Annotated in this window: 22 protein-coding genes and 1 other annotated feature; of the genes, 18 read left to right on the plus strand and 4 right to left on the minus strand. The window is 30.5% G+C overall.

Annotated elements, in window-relative coordinates:
- Positions 1 to 339: 339 nt before the first annotated feature.
- The 5 genes from BUB34_RS05290 (at position 340) to BUB34_RS05310 (ending at position 3,116) form a co-directional block, all read left to right on the plus strand.
- Complete coding sequence (locus tag BUB34_RS05290; RefSeq protein ID WP_073125010.1) at positions 340 to 1,872, plus strand: hypothetical protein; 1,533 nt, start codon at positions 340 to 342, stop codon at positions 1,870 to 1,872.
- Between the two features lie 62 nt (positions 1,873 to 1,934).
- Positions 1,935 to 2,141 carry a hypothetical protein gene (locus tag BUB34_RS05295; RefSeq protein WP_073125012.1) on the plus strand — a complete coding sequence of 69 codons (207 nt, stop codon included), beginning with the start codon at positions 1,935 to 1,937 and terminating at the stop codon, positions 2,139 to 2,141.
- Positions 2,142 to 2,263: 122 nt separating this feature from the next.
- Complete coding sequence (locus BUB34_RS05300; protein ID WP_278276705.1) at positions 2,264 to 2,467, plus strand: hypothetical protein; 204 nt, start codon at positions 2,264 to 2,266, stop codon at positions 2,465 to 2,467.
- A 115-nt stretch (positions 2,468 to 2,582) separates the two neighbouring features.
- Positions 2,583 to 2,792 carry a hypothetical protein gene (locus BUB34_RS13520; RefSeq protein ID WP_242948831.1) on the plus strand — a complete coding sequence of 70 codons (210 nt, stop codon included), beginning with the start codon at positions 2,583 to 2,585 and terminating at the stop codon, positions 2,790 to 2,792.
- Between the two features lie 120 nt (positions 2,793 to 2,912).
- Positions 2,913 to 3,116, plus strand: a complete 204-nt coding sequence (locus tag BUB34_RS05310; RefSeq protein ID WP_334292668.1) for a DUF3787 domain-containing protein — start codon at positions 2,913 to 2,915, stop codon at positions 3,114 to 3,116.
- Between the two features lie 182 nt (positions 3,117 to 3,298).
- On the opposite strand, the gene BUB34_RS05315 is transcribed toward BUB34_RS05310, so the two are convergent.
- Positions 3,299 to 3,694 carry a hypothetical protein gene (locus tag BUB34_RS05315; protein WP_073125018.1) on the minus strand — a complete coding sequence of 132 codons (396 nt, stop codon included), beginning with the start codon at positions 3,692 to 3,694 and terminating at the stop codon, positions 3,299 to 3,301.
- Positions 3,695 to 3,929: 235 nt separating this feature from the next.
- Positions 3,930 to 4,163, plus strand: a binding site (T-box leader).
- A 57-nt stretch (positions 4,164 to 4,220) separates the two neighbouring features.
- On the opposite strand from BUB34_RS05315, the gene asnS reads away from it, so the two are divergent.
- The 13 genes from asnS (at position 4,221) to BUB34_RS05380 (ending at position 17,448) form a co-directional block, all read left to right on the plus strand.
- On the plus strand, positions 4,221 to 5,618 hold the full coding sequence (gene asnS / locus BUB34_RS05320; RefSeq protein WP_073125021.1) for an asparagine--tRNA ligase: 1,398 nt from the start codon (positions 4,221 to 4,223) through the stop codon (positions 5,616 to 5,618).
- A gap of 196 nt (positions 5,619 to 5,814) precedes the next feature.
- Positions 5,815 to 6,483 carry an amino acid ABC transporter permease gene (locus BUB34_RS05325; RefSeq protein WP_330392742.1) on the plus strand — a complete coding sequence of 223 codons (669 nt, stop codon included), beginning with the start codon at positions 5,815 to 5,817 and terminating at the stop codon, positions 6,481 to 6,483.
- 22 nt (positions 6,484 to 6,505) lie between these two features.
- Entirely contained in the window at positions 6,506 to 7,141 is a 636-nt protein-coding gene (locus BUB34_RS05330) for an amino acid ABC transporter permease (protein WP_330392743.1), read from the plus strand.
- 2 nt (positions 7,142 to 7,143) lie between these two features.
- Complete coding sequence (locus BUB34_RS05335) at positions 7,144 to 7,881, plus strand: amino acid ABC transporter ATP-binding protein (protein ID WP_073125025.1); 738 nt, start codon at positions 7,144 to 7,146, stop codon at positions 7,879 to 7,881.
- Positions 7,882 to 7,893: 12 nt separating this feature from the next.
- Complete coding sequence (locus BUB34_RS05340) at positions 7,894 to 8,763, plus strand: cysteine ABC transporter substrate-binding protein (protein WP_073125027.1); 870 nt, start codon at positions 7,894 to 7,896, stop codon at positions 8,761 to 8,763.
- Positions 8,764 to 8,979: 216 nt separating this feature from the next.
- The gene (locus tag BUB34_RS05345) at positions 8,980 to 9,279 is read left to right on the plus strand and encodes a rhodanese-like domain-containing protein (RefSeq protein WP_073125029.1); all 300 of its coding nucleotides are present in this window, start codon (positions 8,980 to 8,982) and stop codon (positions 9,277 to 9,279) included.
- A 136-nt stretch (positions 9,280 to 9,415) separates the two neighbouring features.
- The gene (locus BUB34_RS05350) at positions 9,416 to 10,270 is read left to right on the plus strand and encodes an alpha/beta hydrolase (protein ID WP_084120211.1); all 855 of its coding nucleotides are present in this window, start codon (positions 9,416 to 9,418) and stop codon (positions 10,268 to 10,270) included.
- 26 nt (positions 10,271 to 10,296) lie between these two features.
- Complete coding sequence (gene aroQ, locus BUB34_RS05355) at positions 10,297 to 10,734, plus strand: type II 3-dehydroquinate dehydratase (protein ID WP_073125031.1); 438 nt, start codon at positions 10,297 to 10,299, stop codon at positions 10,732 to 10,734.
- Between the two features lie 31 nt (positions 10,735 to 10,765).
- Complete coding sequence (locus BUB34_RS05360) at positions 10,766 to 11,233, plus strand: HAD family hydrolase (RefSeq protein WP_073125033.1); 468 nt, start codon at positions 10,766 to 10,768, stop codon at positions 11,231 to 11,233.
- 364 nt (positions 11,234 to 11,597) lie between these two features.
- Positions 11,598 to 12,074 (plus strand): MarR family winged helix-turn-helix transcriptional regulator, encoded by a 477-nt coding sequence (locus BUB34_RS05365; RefSeq protein WP_073125035.1) that lies wholly within the window; start codon positions 11,598 to 11,600, stop codon positions 12,072 to 12,074.
- Positions 12,075 to 12,080: 6 nt separating this feature from the next.
- Positions 12,081 to 14,333 (plus strand): ABC transporter ATP-binding protein, encoded by a 2,253-nt coding sequence (locus tag BUB34_RS05370; protein ID WP_073125037.1) that lies wholly within the window; start codon positions 12,081 to 12,083, stop codon positions 14,331 to 14,333.
- Entirely contained in the window at positions 14,326 to 16,200 is a 1,875-nt protein-coding gene (locus tag BUB34_RS05375) for an ABC transporter ATP-binding protein (RefSeq protein ID WP_073125039.1), read from the plus strand. The genes BUB34_RS05370 and BUB34_RS05375 overlap by 8 nt, the downstream gene beginning before the upstream one ends.
- Before the next feature lie 84 nt (positions 16,201 to 16,284).
- Positions 16,285 to 17,448 (plus strand): AI-2E family transporter, encoded by a 1,164-nt coding sequence (locus BUB34_RS05380; protein WP_073125041.1) that lies wholly within the window; start codon positions 16,285 to 16,287, stop codon positions 17,446 to 17,448.
- 57 nt (positions 17,449 to 17,505) lie between these two features.
- Here BUB34_RS05380 and BUB34_RS05385 read toward each other — a convergent pair whose 3' ends face one another.
- Genes BUB34_RS05385 through yedE form a run of 3 tightly spaced genes read right to left on the minus strand, consistent with a single transcriptional unit; the run spans position 17,506 to position 19,041 of the window.
- Complete coding sequence (locus BUB34_RS05385) at positions 17,506 to 17,754, minus strand: DUF3343 domain-containing protein (protein WP_073125043.1); 249 nt, start codon at positions 17,752 to 17,754, stop codon at positions 17,506 to 17,508.
- A gap of 5 nt (positions 17,755 to 17,759) precedes the next feature.
- Positions 17,760 to 17,975: a sulfurtransferase TusA family protein gene (locus BUB34_RS05390; RefSeq protein ID WP_073125045.1), complete on the minus strand. Its 216-nt coding sequence runs from the start codon at positions 17,973 to 17,975 to the stop codon at positions 17,760 to 17,762.
- Positions 17,959 to 19,041 carry a YedE family putative selenium transporter gene (gene yedE / locus BUB34_RS05395; protein ID WP_073125047.1) on the minus strand — a complete coding sequence of 361 codons (1,083 nt, stop codon included), beginning with the start codon at positions 19,039 to 19,041 and terminating at the stop codon, positions 17,959 to 17,961. The genes BUB34_RS05390 and yedE overlap by 17 nt, the downstream gene beginning before the upstream one ends.
- Positions 19,042 to 19,063: the final 22 nt, after the last annotated feature.

Here is a 19,063-nt window from a genome sequence, read left to right on the forward strand (position 1 = left end):
CTCCTTAAAGATTATAAATTATCCATAACTTATTATATATCTTTTCAGCTGACAAGACAAACTATAAATATTAAAAAGCTATAATATTAATAAAACTTATTATAGTTTTAAATTTCAAATTAATGGTTTATAATTAGAGTAAAGAATTAATTATGGGGACTGTCTGTTTAGGCGGTCTCTTCAAATATAAATTAGGTTTATAAAGTAAAAAAACATGTAATATTGTGAACAAGTTCAAGAATAAATTTAACTAATAACATTATTAAGAGAGAAATAATAGAATTTTTATATAGATAGTTTTTTAGCTATACACTAAATGGATTGGAAGGGAGTGGATATATGATTAATTTAAAAAATAATAAGCACAAGACAATCTTTGTAATAATATCTATTCCAATACTATTTATTGCCCAATACTATCTTTTTAAATTTGGTGTGCTAAGACCAATGGTAAAAGGTGCAGAAATTAAAATAGTTGGAGGGGAGTATGTAAAAGATATTGACAAATATGTTGTAAAACTTAATGATACAGTGACCCTGTCTACAGGAAATTATCTAAAGATCCCATCATATGCACAAGATGCGAATATATGGTTTAATGTACTAGATGACACAGGTGTATTAAAGATAGAGGGAAACAAAATGACTGCACTAAAAGAGGGGTTCTCATCTATAGGTATAATGAAGAATTCTAGAGTTATAAAGAAGGCAGCGATAAAGGTTGTAGATCCAAAAGTTCAAAATCTAGAAATGAATATAGATGGGGACTTAGAATATGTTGGGGATAAAGCTACAATAGATAGTGTGGTAGAGGTTGATTATAAAAAATTCCAGGACACATATAAAGTATCATTTGAAAGTAGTGATGAAGATGTATTAAGAGTAGAGGGAAATAAAATAAAGGCAGTAGGAGTTGGAACTGCAACCCTAAGTGCTAATTCAGGTGGGAAAAAGATATACTCCAAGTTTAGGATTAATGCATGGGTTTCAGATATAGATATAAATAGAAATTTGGAGATAGAAATAGGTCAAACTCAAAACTTAAATCCAGAGATAAAGACTTCACCTAGGGGACTTAAACATCCTAAGATTAGATATGAGTTTTTAGAGCGAAAATTGCCAGTAGCTAGAGCTTTAAGTATAAATGAAGACGGAACTATGGTAGGACTTAGGGAAGGAAAGGAAACTATAAAAATAATTTGTGGAAATAAATCCAAGCTTGTGAAGGTAAATGTAGTAGAAGATTCAATAACAAACAACAAGGTCCAAAATTTAGAGTACACATACGATATAGTGGATAATAAACTTATAGTTACACTTAAATGGGATTATTTAAATGGCGTATACGACTACGATGTATATATGAAAAACAATTTAATTAATAGAAATAAATTCTCAAAGATTAAATCAGTAACTATTGATAAAGATGATATTGACAAGTCTAGAAAAATCAAGACTACTATAGAAATTGATTTGGATGGTAATAAGTCTGCAAATATAGATATATATGTAGTAGGAAAGACTAAAGTAGGGACTACAAAACCTAGTAATGTAGTAAATATAAAAATTGGTGATAGTAATCCAGGTTATATAGATGATATGAAGGTAGAAGGTTTGACTGCAAATATAGATTTAGAAAACAACATCGTAAACATTGTATGGGATGATATAGAAAAATATAATTGTACCTACAATATTTATGTGAGAAACAACTCAAAAGGAGAAAGTAACTTTAGCTTATATAGACAGGGTATACAAGGCAATGAATGTACAATAGGTATACCAGAAGGAGAGTTAAACTTAGATGTTTATGTTGTAGCTATATACAATGGAAGTAGCTCACAAAATAGTAATATTATAAATATAAGATAGAATAATATCATCCTTAAAGACATATATTTTAGAAATTTATATATGTTTAAGGAGAGGTTATTTTGGAGAGAAGATATAAAAGAATAAATGATGCATCAAAAGAATTATCAGAAGAGGCATTCAGGGCATATACGGGCAAGAAAGATTATAAAAGGGCAATCGAGATTTATTATTTACTAGCCGAATCTATCTGTGTTCCAAAGGAAATATCAAATTTCTCTAAAAATATGCTTGGAAAACTCAGTAAACAAATTAAAGAAAAGTCTTAATCTAAAATCTCGTACTCAACAAGTTGGGTACGAGATTTTATTAGTTATCATAAGTTTTATTAATCATATATACATTAGGTGAATTATGGAATTCAGGAGGTGTTAACATAAGTTAAGAGGCAATAGTAAAATACAAAGGTGACATATTGAAACTAGAAAATGAACTCAGTGTCTCAGTAGAGATAATGAGTCCTGCTTATGCCATAATAGTGTCTACTAATAAAGAGAGTATAGAACAGTTAAAAAATTATACTGAAATAGAGGAAATAGAAGAGCCATTTACACTTGAAGCGCAAGACGTAACATCCTCTTATTATTCAAGATAGGTGCGTATAGCGACAAGACAAATAGTATATGGATAGGATCGTCGAAGGGATGCAATGAAGAAAATGCATAAAACCGGATATAGTAGCCCCTGGAGTAAATATAATTTCAACATATATAAATTCAACATACAATACAGCAACAGGGACAGGGGTGAGTAGTTCGATAGTTTCAGGTGCTTTGGCTCTAATAATGGAGTATCTGGTTAATGAGTCTGAAATACCTAGGATATCTTTGTTTGACGAAGTACTTAAGACATATTTAATGCTTGGAGCAACAAAAAATTCAATATATATCCGAACAATTTTCAAGGTTATAGTGTTTTAAATTTAAAAAATACAATTCAAGAAATTGCAGATAATTTATAGTATTAGCTAAAATATTAAATTATATAACATGAATTTAATTAAAAAAAAAGCTAAAACTATTACAAAAGAAAAAGGAGAGGTGATTAGTTTGGATAAGGAAAAATCAAAAGCTTTAAATGGTAAGTCTAATAGAAGATTAAATTTAAAGGATTCAGTAGACAGAAATACTAATGCTGCTTGGGCAGATATAGAAAAGCTTAGACCGATAACTAATGTATCAGTTCCTTCTTTAGAAAATGTAAAGAATGCTAAAGAGTGGGTAGACAATGGAAGCAAACTGTAAGTAATCATTGGAAATACTGTATTCTAGGTTATAAAACAACAAAATATACCTTTATTTTGGCCCAGAAGTTGACATTATGTTGGTTTCTAATAATATTTTAAAAGGAGCTTTAGTCAATAGTTTTATATTGATTAAAGCTCCTTTATATTTAATAAAATATTTAACAATTAAAATAAATAGGATTATTTGGTAGGTATTACGACATACTCACCTGACTTAATCTCATATGATTCAGATACTATTCCAGGGTTCTCCTTAACTATAACTTTTCTAAAGTCATCTATGTCATCAATATCAGAATTATAACTTTTAATAATTTCATCCAGAGTTTCATTTGGAGAAATTAAATGCTTGGTAAAGTATCTGTCTTTCATAACTTTTTTGTATGTTCTTTTGTAGGGTACTTCTGCAAGATTTGATATAGCAGGTACATTATCAACTAGGTAGTCAAAAGAACTATCCAAGCATGTAATATAATTATATACCCCCTTTCTCACAACAGAGGGAATAGAGTCACCCTTATCAGCAGAAGGGCCTATAAATGAAAGAATAAGGAGAAATATAAGTATATATTTCATATTAAAACCTCCTTTTAAAACCTCCTTAGGTACATTTTATTTATAATAATGTAGATATAGGATATATAACATGTGTTTATATATTATTATTGAGTAAAAAGTAAAACTTTAAACAAAAAAATTAGTTTAGTTGTATATATAATCAATCCAAATTGACTTAATGTATTAAATAAAATGTTGACTAAAATTTTATAAGTTGGTATAATCTTTTTAAATAATGGATATAATTTATATAGTAAATACTATGAAGAGAAGAGTAAATATATATAGAAGTCGCAGCGAGTTGAGGATGGTGTAAGCTCAATACGGAATTTATATTGAAGAACATCTCGGAGTTTCTAACCGAAAGCTTTTTAGTTAGTAGATTTAGACGGTGGGTCCCGTTATAGACTGATAAGCATAGCTTACTAAGAGGTCATTTTTGACAATTAGGGTGGTACCGCGATAGTTATAACCTTTCGTCCCTTTATATGGGATGAAGGGTTTTTTTTATTATATAAAAATAAATTTATAATAGGAGGAAAAAATGCAAAAAGAATTTATAATAGTAAAAGATCTATATAAAAGCAAAGAAGAGTACATAGGAAAGACAGTAAAGGTAGCGGGTTGGATAAGAACATCTAGAAGTTCTAAAAATTTTGGGTTTATAGAGTTAAATGATGGAAGTTTCTTTAAAAACATGCAAATAGTATTTGATGAAAAATTAGATAATTTTAAGGATATAAGTAAATTACCAATAAGTTCGTCAATATTAGTAGAAGGTGAACTAGTATCTACTGAGGGGGCTAAACAGCCAGTAGAGATACATGCTAAAAGCATAGTAGTAGAAGGAACATCAGATAATTCATATCCACTTCAAAAGAAAAGACATACTCTTGAGTATTTAAGAACTATAGCTCACTTAAGACCGAGAAGTAATACTTTTTCAGCTGTATTTAGAGTAAGAAGTATAGCTGCATATGCTATACATAAATTTTTCCAAGATAGAAACTTTGTATACGCACATTCACCAATAATAACAGGAAGTGACTGTGAAGGTGCAGGTGAAATGTTTAGATTAACAACTATGGATTTAAACAATATTCCAAAAACAGAAGATGGAAAAATAGATTATTCTCAGGACTTTTTTGGTAAAGAGGCGAATTTAACAGTTAGTGGGCAATTAAATGCTGAGATAATGGCTCTTGCTTTTAGAAATGTTTACACATTTGGGCCAACATTTAGAGCTGAAAACTCATATACAGGAAGACATGCTTCTGAGTTCTGGATGATAGAACCTGAGATAGTGTTTGCAGATCTTGAAGATAATATGGAACTTGCAGAGGATATGATAAAATATGTTATAAGCTACGTTCTTGAAAATGCTCCAGAAGAAATGGAATTTTTCAATAATTTTATAGATAAAGGGCTTTTAGAGAGATTAAACAAAATAGTAAACTCTGATTTTGTAAGAATAACTTACACTAAAGCTGTAGAATTGTTAATTGAATCAGGACAAGAGTTTGAATATCCTGTTGAATGGGGATGTGACCTTCAAACTGAACACGAGAGATATATAACAGAAAAAATATATAACTCTCCAGTATTTGTTACAGATTATCCAAAAGATATAAAGGCATTCTATATGAGAATGAATGAAGATGGAAAAACTGTTAGAGCTATGGACTTATTAGTTCCTGGTGTAGGAGAAATAGTAGGTGGATCTCAAAGGGAAGAAAGAGAAGATGTATTATTAGAAAGAATAAAAGAAATGAACCTAAATGAAGAAGACTATTGGTGGTACTTAGAACTTAGAAAATATGGAACTGCCACTCATTCAGGTTTTGGTCTTGGATTTGAAAGAATAATAATGTACATGACTGGAATGTCTAATATAAGAGACGTAATACCATTCCCAAGAACACCTAAGAATGCTGAATTCTAAAAAATTAAAGATATATTTATATAAAAATAAAGGTGAGTAGATTTCTGCTCACCTTTATTTTGTTTTTGGCTATAAATATTTAATTATGAATAAGTTAATTTTATTATATTTTAAAAAAAAGGTTGCATTATCAAAATGATAATTCTATAATGTATTTATAATTATCATTTTGATAATAGAAATATATAGAAAGGTGGTGAGAGAAATAAACTTAGATATCATTATAGAATATATCCCACTCTATATTCAGGCGGCAGGTCTTACGCTAAGGTTAGGAATGGGGGGAATTTTGCTTGCATTAATAGTTGGATTTTTATCTAGTCTAAGTCAGTACTACAAAACTCCTTTAATAAACGGTGTGTTCAAGGCTTATACTGAGGTATCTAGAAATACTCCAATGTTAATACAGTTATTCTTTATTTATTATGGGTTACCGAAGCTAGGTATAAAAGTTTCTCCAGAGGTGTGTGCCATATTTGGGTTGGGATTTTTAGGTGGAGGTTACTTTTCAGAGGCATTTAGAGGAGGTTTAGATTCAGTAAGTAAGTCGCAAATAGATGCTGGAAAAAGTATAGGTCTTACTAGATTTCAGATTATGAAATACGTGATTTTTCCACAAGCTCTAGCAGTATCTATTCCTAATATAGGGGCTAATATAATATTTTTACTTAAGGAGACATCAATTTTTAGTGTAATAGCAATTGCAGATCTTACCCATTTAGCAAAGGATCTCATTGGAATTTACTATAATACCAACGAGGCGTTATTTTTACTTGTAGTATCATATCTCATAATTTTATTGCCATTAGCTATTATTACTACATTTTTAGAAAGAAAGTTGAGGTATGCAGGTTATGGGGTATGAGGTTTTATTTAATGGGAAAAATATGGAAAGAATATTGGTTGGACTTGGTGTTACTTTAGAAATTGCAGTTTTTTCAGTTTTAATATCAATGATAGTAGGGACTATTTTTGGAGTTATAATGTCTAGTAAAAATAGATTAGTAGTACTCATAGGAAGGATATACATCGAAACAATTCGCATAATTCCGATTTTGGTTTGGTTATTTATATTTTATTTTGGACTAACAAAATTAATAGGAGTTCATATTGATTCATTTATTATCTCTGTAGTTGTATTTTCTATGTGGGGTGTAGCTGAGATGGGTGATATTGTAAGAGGAGCTATTACATCTATACCAAAGCATCAAATTGAAAGTGGAAGGGCAATTGGACTTAGAGATATCCAAATATATATGTATATAATAATCCCACAGTCGATTAAAAGAATGATACCTTCAGCAATTAATCTTACTACTAGAATGATAAAAACTACATCGCTAGTAGCTTTAATAGGTGTCATAGAGGTATTAAAAGTAGGGCAACAGATAATAGAATCATCTCTTTTTAATAATCCAAGTGCTCCTCTTTGGGTGTATGCTTTTATTTCGGGTTTGTATTTTATTATTTGTTTTCCAGTGTCGACGTTATCAAAAAAACTTGAAACTAGGTGGGGTGATTAATTATGGAAACAGAGGTTATTAAAATTGAAAATCTAAAGAAAAATTATAATGACACTGAGGTTTTAAAAGGAGTGTCACTTGATATTAATAGAGGAGAGGTTATTGTAATATTAGGTCCATCTGGATGTGGGAAGAGCACATTGCTTAGATGTATAAATGGATTAGAGGAATTTCAGCATGGGACCATTAAGTTTAATGGTGAAGTTATGGGTACAAAAGATACTCAGTGGTATTTGCTTAGACAAAAAATAGGTATGGTATTTCAGAGTTATGAGTTATTTCCTCATATGACTATCTTGGATAATATAATGCTAGGACCTTTAAAGTCACAAAAACGTGATAAAGATGATGTTAAGGCTCAGGCAAAGGGATTATTAAAAAGAGTTGGATTGGAGCATAGAGCAAATTCATTTCCAAGGGAATTATCTGGAGGACAAAAGCAAAGAGTTGCTATTGTTAGAGCTTTATGTATGAATCCAGAAATTATTTTGTTTGATGAAGTAACTGCAGCTCTAGATCCGGAAATGGTTAGGGAGGTTTTAGATGTAATATTAGAACTCTCTAATCAAGGAATGACAATGGCTATTGTAACACATGAAATGAAGTTTGCAGAGGCTGTTGCCGATAGGATTATTTTTATTGATGATGGTGTTATCGTTGAGGAAAATACACCAAAAGAATTTTTCAAAAACCCTAAGACAAATAGGGCAAAAGATTTTTTAAATATTTTTAATTTTTAATGGGAGGATTATATGAAAAAATATAAATTTATATTAACTTTATCAATGATACTAGTATTAATAGCGGGGATAGTAAGTGGTTGCGGTGTAAACAAGACAAATAAAGAAGATAGTAAATCTAAATCATCTATACAAAAAATTAAGGAGTCTGGGAAGGTACGTATTGGAGTTTTTAGTGACAAAGCTCCATTTGGATATATCGATGAAAATGGAAGACCACAAGGGTATGATGTATACTTTGGTAAACGTATTGCAAAAGATTTGCTTGGTGATGAAAATGCCGTAGAATTTGTGTCTGTAGAAGCGGCTAGTAGAGTAGAATTTTTAGAGACAAACAAAATTGATATTTTACTTGCAAACTTTACTGTGACAGATGAGAGAAAAGAAAAAGTGGATTTTGCTCTACCTTATATGAAAGTTGCACTTGGAATTGCTTCTCCAGACTCTAATCCTATAACAAGCATTGACCAGCTAAAGGGGAAAAAGCTTATAGTTAATAAGGGTACAACAGCAGAGACTTATTTTATGAAAAATTATCCAGAAATCGAACTTTTAAAATATGATGAGAATACTGAAGCTTTTAATGCGCTTTTGGATAAAAGAGGGGATGCAATAGCACATGATAATACGTTACTTTATGCTTGGGTTAAAAAGCACAAAGGTTTTTCTACTAGTATGGATTCATTAGGGCAAATAGATACAATTGCTCCTGCAGTTAAAAAAGGGGATAAAGAACTCTTGGATTGGATAAATCAAGAAATAGAAAAATTAGGTGAGGAAAATTTCTTCCATAATGCTTATAAGTCGACTCTACTTCCATTCTATGGTGATATTGTAGATCCTGAGAGCATTGTCGTAGAAGGTGGAAAGGTGGAGAAATAAAGATATTTTAGAAAATATCATATATATATAATTTAAATATATAAAATTTAAATATATAAAATTTAAATAATAAAAAATAGAGGTTGGCAATAATGCTGGCCTCTATTTTTATGTTTATATAAGTTCTTTATACTTATTTAAAATAGATTTTATTTTTCTTTAAAGTGGGTAAAAACTTATTACAATACTTTATAAAATATAGACAGAGGTGAAATTATGAACTACAAAAATATAAATAAAAAACAGTTAAAAGAGATTTTAGATAAAAAGGAAGATATAGTATTAATAGATGTAAGAACAAAAGACGAATTTTTGGAGGGAAGTATAGAATCAGCTATAAACTTACCATTACAGGATATACCATACAATATTGATGAACTAGATGAATATAGAGATAGCAAAATAGTAATCTATTGTAGGAGTGGACATAGAAGTATAACTGCATGCAATTTATTATCTGTAGAAGGATTTGATAATTTATACAACTTAGACAAAGGGATTATTGATTATTTTTAAGTAGCTATATGCAGATAAAAGTATAATAATAAGATTGATAGTAGAAAAATGATATAATTAAAATAACTCCATTAGATGAAAAATAGTATTACTTGTGATAAACTATAATAGTATTTAAGATTTATGGAGGTATATTATGAGTAAGGATGTAAAGGCAAAACACAAAAAAAAGTACGATACTTTTAGTATAACTATGGAACTTGAAAGACCTTTACTTTATGATGAAGATGACGACGAGGATATAGCTAATTACAGGGGAGATAAAATAAAAAAAGGGATTGGATTATTTGCTTTAGGGATATTAATTCTTTCGGTAGTATCTTTTTTTATTTGGTGCAGCAATTCTTATAAACCGCAGGAACTAGCTAGAGAGTCTTTGGTCAGTGACAATATAGTTGAAGTAGAGGATGGAGATTATATATCGTTTACACCAAAACAAGTTAATACAAATAAAGGATTTATATTTTATCCAGGAGCCAGGGTAGAGCCTGAGAGTTATGCACCTCTTTGTAGAAAGATAGCACAAAGTGGGTATAAGGTAATAGTATTAAAGATGCCTTTTAACTTTCCTATGCTTTCACCAAATAGAGGAGAAAAAGTTATTGAAAAATACAATAATATAGATACATGGATAGTTGGAGGTCATTCTTTAGGAGGAACTATGGCAGCTAAATTTGCATCTGATAATAGGATGACTGATGGTGTAGTTTTAATTGCATCTTACCCTATGAATGATGATCTTAAGAATTTAGGTAAAAGAGTGATTTCTATATGTGGTAGTAAAGATGGAGTAATAAACTTCAAAAAGTTCGTAGATTCTAAAGGTAAATTACCGACAGATACAATATTTGATGAGATAGAGGGGGCTAACCACAGCCAATTCGGAGATTATGGAAAGCAAAAAGGTGATAATGATGCTATTATAAGCCAAGAAAAGCAATTGGATATAACGGCTAGTAGCATAATTAAGTTTATTGAGGGCATTAATTAATAATACTAGGATTAGAGGGAGATTATATGAAACTTATGATAATAAATGGTCCTAATATCAATATGCTAGGGATTAGAGAAAAAAATGTTTATGGGAGTACAGATTTTGATGAAGTCTGTTCTTATATAAAAGAAGAAGGGAAAAAACGTAAACATGATGTAACCCTATTTCAAAGTAATATTGAAGGAGAAATTATAAACTTTCTCCAAGAGGCATATTTTGAAGAATACGATGGAGTTATAATAAATCCAGGGGCGTTTACACACTATAGTTATGCAATTTATGATGCAATAAAATCAATTAGCATACCTACAGTGGAAGTTCATATATCAAATATACACTCTAGAGAGGATTTTAGACATAAATCTGTGACTGCTCCAGCATGTGTAGCACAACTTTGTGGGTGTGGAAAACTTGGATACGTGCTTGCAATGGACGTTCTAGAAGACAAGCTATCAAAATAAAATGCATTACAATACATTTTTGGAGGGTTAAATGATAGATATAGATATACCTGGAAGAAGAAAATATAATATAAGTAATATAGTGTTTGATTACAATGGAACTTTGGCAGTAGATGGCAAGATGAGTAAAACTACATTAGATAATATAAATAAACTTAGCGAATTGGTTGAAATATATATATTAACAGCAGATACTTACGGAGATGTAAACGATTATTGTGAAGGGTTGCCTGTAAACTTAAAAACATTTCCTGGAAACAATGCTGCCAGTCATAAAAAAGAAATAGTAGCATCATTATCTGGGGAAAGTATATGCATAGGAAACGGATTTAATGATATAGAAATGTTTAAAATTAGTGATTTATCAATATGTATTTTAGGAGATGAAGGTTGCTGTTCAAAAACAATTGCCGAGAGTGATATAGTTGCTAAGTCTATAAACGATGTTTTTGATATGTTATTTAATAAAAATAGAATAAGAGCTACTTTGAGAGCTTAGAAATTTATTTACTAACAAAAATACCCTATCAAAGGATTAAAAATTTCCTAATAGGGTATTTTTTATAATGCATAGGAAAGTATAGTATAGACTAATTCACTTAGATTTAGTTTAAAGTAAAGCTTAAAAATATATTAGCTGACTAATTAATTACATAACTAAAGTATATTCTTTTTATAAAAACAAACATATAAAATAGATCTTTAAGAATGTATTTGTATAAATTATGATATGAATTATGGAGGGATACTCATTTTAAGCCATGAAAATATAGATAATATAATAACTAATAAAAAAATATTGAAATTAAATTTATTATAGAGTAATATAATAGTTAGCTGGCTAATTAAAAGGAGGGTGACAAATGAGCTACAATCATGATGAGTCTTTGAATTATATATTTGTTCAATTGACACATCTTTACTTTTTAAGAACGCATAGTTTACTAGACAAAATAGGATTGTACCCTGGGCAACCACCATTGCTTTTTAAACTTGAAAAAAACAATGGTCTAAGTCAGAAGGAGTTAGCAGATGCACTTTCTGTTAAGCCATCAACTATAACTATGATGATAAAAAGAATGGAAAAGAACGAATTAATAAGAAGAGAACAAGACGAAAAAGACCAGAGGGTATCAAGAATATTTATAACAAACTTGGGACTAGAAAAAACTAAACAGCTAAGAGAGTTAAATGAGGAGCTGGAAAAAGAGTATACGGCAGACTTTACCCAAGAGGAAAAAATCTTGTTGAGAAGGTTTTTTATTCAAATGAGAGATAATTTAAAGGTTGGTTATAATATGAATAAAAAAGGTCGTTGTGATTTGGATGAGAAAGGATAGAGATATATGCTACAGTTAGTTAAACATTTAAAGAAATCAGTTGTATCGATAATAGCGATAGTAATACTGTTATTAGTTCAGGCGACGTGCGATCTTTCTTTGCCGGAATATACTTCTGATATAGTTAATATAGGTATACAGCAGGGCGGAGTTAAAGATGCAGTATTAGATGTAATACGAAGAAGTGAACTAGAAAAAATAACTTTAATTATGAATGAAAAGGATAAGGAAAAAGTACTAGATAGCTATGAATTAATAGATAGAGGATCTTTAAGCAAGAAAGAGTATGATACTTACAAAGAAAAGTATCCAGCACTAGAAGATCAAGAACTTTATAGACTGAGAAATATTGACGAAGAGTCTAGAGATAAATTAAGTAGTACAATGTCAAAATATATTTTAATAACTTCTATACTAGAAAGTGATAGCAAAGAAATAAAACTTATGAAAGATAGTATTGTTTCAAAGTTGCCACCTCAATTAATAAGTAAGGATGCCGACATATTTGGTGTTTTATCTGTAATGAATTCAAATCAGAGACAAGAGCTTATTAAGGGTATAGAAGAAAAGATTGATGATATGCCGGAAAGTATGATAACACAAAGTGCTACTTCATATGTAAAATCAGAGTATGAAAATATAGGAATTAACACAGAAAAGGTACAAAATAACTATATACTTATTACAGGAATAAAAATGATAGCAATAACTCTGTTAAGTGTATTAGCAGCTATAATGGTTGGATTTTTGGCGTCAAGGGTTGCTGCTTCTGTAGGTAAAAATTTAAGAAGTGGAGTATTTAGAAAAGTAATGTCATTTTCAAATGAAGAACTTGAAAAATTTTCTATAGCATCGTTGATAACTCGTAGTACAAATGATATTCAACAAGTACAGATGCTACTTGTTATGTTGCTTAGAATAGTTTTCTATGCTCCTATATTAGGGATAGGTGGAGTATTCAAAGTACTAAAAACAAATACATCTATGTCTTGGATTATAGGAGTAGCGTTAGTAGCAATACTAATATTAATATCTATATTATTTGCAGTAGTTATGCCTAGATTCAAGATTGTACAAAAATTGGTCGATAAGTTAAATTTGGTATCTCGTGAGATACTTACTGGAATACCTGTTATTCGTGCATTTAGTACAGAAAAGTATGAAGAACAGAGATTTGATAAAGCAAATAAAGACCTAACAAAATTAAATACATTTGTTAATAGAGTTATGGCATGTATGATGCCATCCATGATGCTTGTAATGAACTTAATAGGTGTTCTTATTGTTTGGAGAGGTGCTTATAGTATAGATGCAGGAAATATGCAAGTTGGAGATATGATGGCGTTTATACAATATACTATGCAAATAATAATGTCATTCTTGATGATATCTATGGTGTCTGTAATGCTTCCAAGAGCATCAGTATCATTGGGGCGTATAGATGAGATACTTTCTACTGATTTAAGTATCACAGATCCAATTGATGAAAAAAATATGGATTTAGATAAAAAAGGATTAGTTGAATTTAAAAATGTATCATTTAAATATCCTAATGCAGAGGAAGAAGTACTAAAAAATATATCATTTACTGCAAAACCAGGAGAAACAACTGCATTTATAGGAAGCACTGGTAGTGGAAAATCTACACTTGTAAACTTAATTCCTCGATTCTTTGATGTTACAGAAGGTGAGATACTAGTTGATGGGGTAGATGTTAGAGAGATATCGCAAAGTGATTTAAGAGATAAGATAGGATACGTTCCTCAAAAAGGAGTGTTATTCTCAGGTACAATAGAATCAAATTTAAGATACGCTAAAGAAGATGCTACAGATGAAGAGTTAAAAAAGGCTATTAGTATAGCCCAGGCTACAGAATTTGTTGAATCTAAACCAGAGGGGATCGAAACTGAAATTTCACAAGGAGGAACAAACGTATCAGGTGGGCAAAAGCAAAGATTGTCTATAGCAAGGGCAATAGTTAAAAATCCAGAAATATATATATTTGATGACAGTTTCTCTGCACTTGATTTTAAGACTGATGCAAAACTTCGTAAGGCATTAAAATCTGAAACGTCAGGAAGTACAGTATTGATAGTAGCCCAAAGAATAAGCACTATATTAAATGCTGAGCAGATTATAGTTTTAGATGAAGGTGAAATAGTAGGCGTTGGAAGTCACGAAAATCTTCTAAAAAATTGTGAGGTCTATAAACAGATAGCATTATCACAGCTTTCAAAGGAGGAACTAGCCGATGAGTAATAAACAATATAATAGAAAGAGAATGGGTGGGCCTATGGGACATGGACCTATGGGTTCTGGAGAAAAGGCCAAAGACTTTAAAGGAACAATGAAAACATTGGGAACTCATTTATCAAAATTTAAGTTGTCAATATTTTTAGTTGTATTATTCGCAATCGGGAGTGCCGCATTTTCTATAGTCGGACCCAAAATTTTGGGTAAAGCAACCACTAAAATATTTGAAGGAATTGTCTCTAAGCTTTCTGGAGTAGAAGGCGGAGGTATAGATTTCGATGGGATAGGTAGAATTCTATTAATTCTAGTTTGTCTGTACTTAGTAAGTTCTATTTTCTCATTTATACAAGGGTTTGTGATGAGTGGGATATCTCAAAAGGTGTCTTATAATTTAAGAAAAGAGATATCACAAAAAATAAATAGATTACCTATGAAGTATTTTGATAGTAGAACACATGGAGAAGTTTTATCAAGAATAACAAATGATATAGACACTCTAAGTCAAAGTTTAAATCAAAGTATGACTCAATTAATAACTTCAATTACTACTATAATTGGGGTATTAATAATGATGTTATCAATAAGCTGGATTATGACACTTGTCGCCATAGTTATAATTCCTGTGTCTATGTTATTGATTTCTCTAGTAATAAAGAAATCACAAAAGTACTTTAAATCTCAACAAGAATACTTAGGTCATGTCAATGGTCAGGTAGAGGAGGTTTATAGTGGGCACAATATAGTAAAGGCATTTAATGGTGAGAAGGACGCCATTAAAGAATTTGATAATTTAAATGAAAGCTTATATAACTCAGCTTGGAAGTCACAGTTCTTATCAGGTATAATGCAACCGCTAATGATGTTTATTGGTAACTTAGGTTATGTTGCAATATCTATACTAGGAGGGTGGCTTGCAATCAAAAAAACTATAGAAGTTGGGGATATACAATCATTTATTCAATATGTAAGAAGTTTCACTCAACCTATAAATCAAGTAGCACAAGCAGCCAACTTACTACAATCTACAGCTGCTGCATCTGAAAGAGTATTTGAATTTTTAGATGAAGAAGAAGAGGACCAATTTGCCAAAGATCCAGTTATCCTAAGAGGAGAAGATGGAGAAATTAAGCTAAAAGGTGAGATTGACTTCAATCATGTGAAATTTGGTTACAAGGAAAATAAAACTATAATAAATGATTTTACTGCGCATGTTAAGCCAGGTCAGAAAATTGCAATTGTTGGACCTACAGGAGCAGGTAAAACAACAATAGTTAAATTGCTTATGAGATTTTATGATATAAACTCAGGAGAGATACTTATAGATGGGCACAATGTAAAAGATTTCAATAGAAGCGAGTTAAGAGAGTTGTTTGGTATGGTGCTTCAGGATACATGGCTATTTAATGATTCTATAATGGAAAATATAAGATATGGTAAGTTAGATGCTACAGACGAGGAAGTAATAGAAGCAGCAAAATCGGCTCATGTACATCATTTTGTAAAAACTTTGCCAGATGGATACAACATGGAACTAAATGAGGATGCAACAAATGTATCACAAGGACAAAAACAGCTTTTAACTATTGCCCGTGCAATTTTAGCAGATCCTAAAATATTAATATTGGATGAAGCAACTAGCTCTGTTGATACGAGAACGGAGATATTAATTCAAAAGGCAATGGATAATCTTATGGAGGGTAGAACTAGTTTTATTATAGCTCATAGACTATCTACTATAAGAGATGCAGACATGATATTGGTTATGAATGAAGGAGACATAATAGAACAAGGAAGTCACGATGAATTATTAAAATCAAATGGCTTCTATGCAAACTTATATAATTCTCAATTCGAAAGAAACGAAGCTATATAGATTATGAAAAATAAATAAGTTTACACTTTTAATATGTTATTGTGTATAATTAGTGTTAGTAGTTAAGTCGTTTTGGAGGGAAAAATGAAGATAAACTTTAACACTAAGTATACAACAATAGCAGTATATTCATTTATAGTCATCTGTCTATGCAGTGCATTTTATATTATAGCATCGAGGATTGATGTTTTTGCAAGAACAATAGATGGGGCTATGGTAATACTACAGCCATTTATTATAGGATTTTCAATGGCTTATATATTAAATTTCATATTAAAATTTTATGAAGAAAGACTATTTAAGTTAAACGGTTTTGAAAATATAAAGAAGAAACCTAGAAGATATTTAGGTCTTTTATTGACATATTTGACTGCATTTTTGCTACTTTATTTATTTATGCATTTTGTTTTACCGCAGTTAATAGAAAGTGTAGTAGGACTAGCTAATGATATACCTGAATATGTAAATAGAGCGACAGAAACCCTAGATAAATATTTACTTAGACTAAATATAAAAGAAGAATATTTTAACTTGGCAGTCGATAAGTGGAATGATTTTGTCAATTATATAATTAATACTTTTACACAGCTCATTCCTTTACTTGGAAATCTATTAAAGACAATAGTTTCTAGTATTTGGAATATAATACTGGGAATAATAGTATCTGGGTATCTGTTAACTGACAAGGAAAAGTTTTTTGCGCTTGGAAGAAAAGTAACTCATGCTTTATTTCAAAAAGAACACGCCAGTAAAATACTAGAACTATCAGATAGAAGCAACAAAACTTTTGGAAAGTTTCTAGGTGGCAAGATACTGGATTCATTGATAATTGGTGTACTGACATTTTTTGTTTTAACATTAGTTAGGATGCCTTATACAATACTTATATCTGTTATAATTGCGATTACAAACATTATTCCTTTTTTTGGACCTTGCTTTGGTGCTATACCATCAGCGATAATAGTTTTATTTGTTTCGCCTATAAAGGCTCTGTGGTTACTCTTAATCATACTAATAATTCAGCAGATAGATGGCAACTTTATAGGACCTAAGATACTTGGAGATTCCATAGGTATATCGCCGTTTTGGATATTATTTTCTCTCTTAGTGTTTGGAAAATTCTTAGGTATAGTTGGAATGATAATAGGGGTTCCTATATTTGCTATAATCTATTCAATAATCAAAGACATAATAGAGTATAAGTTGGAGAAAAAGGGATTACCTACAGAAACATCAGAATATATGTAAAAGAAAAAGCTTATTATTTAAATAATAAGCTTTTTCTTTTATTTAGATATATAGCCCCTATTCGAATTCATCAAAGTTTCTATATAGGGTATACTTATCATTGTCTGCATAGTATATTTTTTCTAAATCATCGATATATAAATTATCTACATCATCTAAATCGTAATGAAAACTTACACCTATACCACAGTTAGAACTAAGTTTTCTAGGTACAGGACACGATTCATTTTCAATTTTATTTTTAGTTAAATATCTTGAAAATTTAATTGCTGCAGAATGTGTAAAAAACGTAGCGAAATATTTCATAGAACCTATTTACTTGCTGTTAAAGTAAATTCATCTTCAGATTCTGATATAGAAACTTTGTAACCAGCGTGTGTCATAAATTTTTTAACATTCATACAGGCAGTATTGTTATCAACTAAAACTTCTATACCTTCAGGATTTAATTTTAATCCCTTTTTTGTCATTAGTACTGGTTGAGGACAAGATAGACCTCTAGCATCTAATTTAACCAACTTTAACATCTCCTTTCACCTTGCTATTAGATTTAGATTTACTACAGAAATAAGCTATTAATCCTAGTGCTAAGAAACATAGTAAAATAGCAATTTTGCCGTTAGGAGTAGGCCCTTCAGGAGAAGATGCCAGTTTAAAGTTGTGTGCAAAAGCAGCTCCAACTAACATACCTAAAATTGTTATTACAGAGTCGATATTTCCTTCACCAGCTAATATTAACTGTCTCATTGGGCATCCACCTAAAAGTACAGAACCCCATCCAGCAACAACCATTCCTAAGAAATTCCATAGGCCATCAGTATGTGCTATTGGCTGTTCTGCAAAGCCTACATTAACAAATCCAAATAATAAATTACCTATAAAAGCGGCTACTAATATAGCCAAAAATCCTGAAATTAAGTAAGAATCTTTAAATAGCACTAAATCTCTTATACCACCAACCATGCATAATCTAGTTCTTTGACATATAACACCAGATATAAGTCCTATAGCTAATGCTATATATGCTGGTGCATGCATAGAACCAGGTCCTTCTTTAGAGAATATCAAAACGCCAGAAGACGTTACTAATAAAATAAATAAAGCGATGTTTATAACAGGGAAAACGAAACCTTCAAACTTGGTTTGCTTATAGTTTCTTTTAAGAGAAAATCCTTTGTTTAAGAATAGAATACCTATAAAAATACCGCAAGCGAATCCTGCTATACCAAATAGTGCGTTAAGATCTCCTCCTGCTAATCTTAATACCATTCTTGTTGGACACCCTAAAAACATAAGTGCACCAATCATTATCATAAACCCTAAACAAAATCTTATAAACGGAGAAGAACCTCCACTAGATGAGAACTCTTTCTTGAAAAATGAAATAATAAATGCTCCTAAAACCATACCTATAATTTCAGGTCTAACATATTGTACCACTTCTGCCTTATGAAGACCTAATGATCCTGCGGTGTCTCTTATAAAACAAGCTATACATATTCCCATATTTTTAGGATTTCCTAAAAACACAGATACGACAGCGAGTAGTCCAATAATGGCACCACCAATTATAATCCCTCTTTTTTCTTTCATAAAATTGCCTCCTTGTATAAAA

Origin of the sequence: Asaccharospora irregularis DSM 2635 (assembly GCF_900129815.1) — a bacterium.
Classification (GTDB): Bacteria; Bacillota; Clostridia; order Peptostreptococcales; family Peptostreptococcaceae; genus Asaccharospora; species Asaccharospora irregularis.